The sequence below is a fragment of the Exiguobacterium sp. UBA7533 genome (assembly GCF_002479335.1).
In the GTDB taxonomy this organism is placed as follows: domain Bacteria; phylum Bacillota; class Bacilli; order Exiguobacteriales; family Exiguobacteriaceae; genus Exiguobacterium_A.
Genome location: NZ_DLMP01000015.1, coordinates 7,042 through 8,727, shown reverse-complemented (window position 1 = coordinate 8,727; position 1,686 = coordinate 7,042). Strand labels below are relative to the sequence as shown.

General features: G+C 42.5%; 2 protein-coding genes. One reads left to right on the top strand and one right to left on the bottom strand.

What is annotated here, in order from left to right:
- On the top strand, nt 1-810 hold an 810-nt coding region (locus B2U10_RS14295), incomplete at its 5' end, for a glycoside hydrolase family 32 protein (protein ID WP_290788479.1).
- A gap of 49 nt (nt 811-859) precedes the next feature.
- Here the strand turns inward: B2U10_RS14295 and B2U10_RS14290 are convergent.
- On the bottom strand, nt 860-1,357 hold the full coding sequence (locus B2U10_RS14290; RefSeq protein ID WP_035409789.1) for a GNAT family N-acetyltransferase: 498 nt from the start codon (nt 1,355-1,357) through the stop codon (nt 860-862).
- Nucleotides 1,358-1,686: the final 329 nt, after the last annotated feature.

Genomic DNA, 1,686 nt, shown 5'->3' with positions numbered 1-1,686 from the left:
GGTTATATGTGGGAATGTCCTGATTATTTCGAGCTTAATGGAAAAGGCGTCTTTCTCTTTAGTCCTCAAGGGATTGAGCCAGATGGTACGAACTATCAAAATATTTTCCAGTCCGGTTACTTCATCGGGGAACCGTTAGCTTTACCCAACTTAACATTCACACATGAACCTTTCCAAGAACTCGATTTCGGATTCGACTTCTATGCGCCACAAACAACTGAGGCGGCAGATGGTCGACGGATTCTTGTTGGTTGGATGGGTTTACCGGACATTAGTTATCCTTCTGACATTTATAACTGGGCACATGCTTTGACATTGCCACGTGAATTAACGATCGAACAGGGACAACTTCGTCAACGACCTGTCCATGAACTGACACAGCTACGAAAAGAAACCTTATTTGACGAAACGATTCTTTTCGAGCAAGATGTGACGGTTGCGGAAGCCGAGATTTTCGAACTCGTGATGACAGACTTGAAGCTGTCGTCGGATTCGTTCCGCTTCTCAATTCGTCAAGACGCTACAGAAGAAACCCTATTTAAATATGATGTCGTTTCGCGTCAATTTACGATTGACCGGAGTCGTTCGGGTGTAGACGTTCCTGCTGAATCATTTGGTACATCACGATCGACTGTCCTTTCGAAAGACTTGCAGACATTACGTTTGTTTGTGGACCGGTCCTCGTTCGAACTTTTCCTCAATGATGGAGAAGCCGTCGCAAGCGGACGTATTTTCCCAAAAGCAACGAGTCGAGGTATCGGATTCTCTGGTGAGGCGACTGCCCACCTCTCTATTTATGATTTATCTTAAATAACAAAAAGCATTTTCCTGAACATAATCAGGAAAATGCTTTTTTACTTCACTGCTTCAATCGTGATTCCTTTTCTAAATCGAAGGCGAGAATATGTTGCTCTCCGATTGGACCCATGACCGATTGTAACGTATCGACATATCCCGTCTTGAAATACAGTGATTTTGCAGCGATATTCTTTTTATTGACCGCAAGTGTAATCGATGTGACTTCCGGGAAATGATGATGAACGAACTCCGGTAACTGCATCATCGCTTCCTTCGCGTATCCTTGATGTTGATGCCGTTCATCAATCGAAAAGGCACGTAACAGGACACTTTGTTCATCCGTCCGGTGTGTTTTAGGGGGATTGAGATGGAGAATAAAAAATCCGACGACGAGTTCGTCTTTTTTAATAACAACCGGAAACTTATCGGGATGTGCAACCGCATCCGTAACGACATCCGTTGGAAAAGAAGTAAACTGAACTTGTTCTTCCGGAAGAATGAACGCCTCACATTGTTCATAATGTTCATTTGTATACATGTGTAATTTCACTACAGACATTCTCATTCCGCCTTCCCTCTTTGTACAGGACAAGAGAGTACTCTCTTACATCTATTACCATTTTAATATTTTTGAGTCCATTTGCCTAGTCTTTTAAAGGCACTCCTCTTACATTGCTTCCAATAGTCTTTTGTCTCTTTATTCCACGGTTCGTCTTTCAGTAATCCAATCCGATCATTAAAAATGCTACACTAGGGAGAGTTCGATTTAATGGACACGAAATTAAACGCTCGAGGTGAACTGTATCATGCATGAAGATTTTTTCGAACAGATGGAGCGATTGACCGGCATTCAATTGAATCCTGTCCAACAACAGGCAATTGAACATG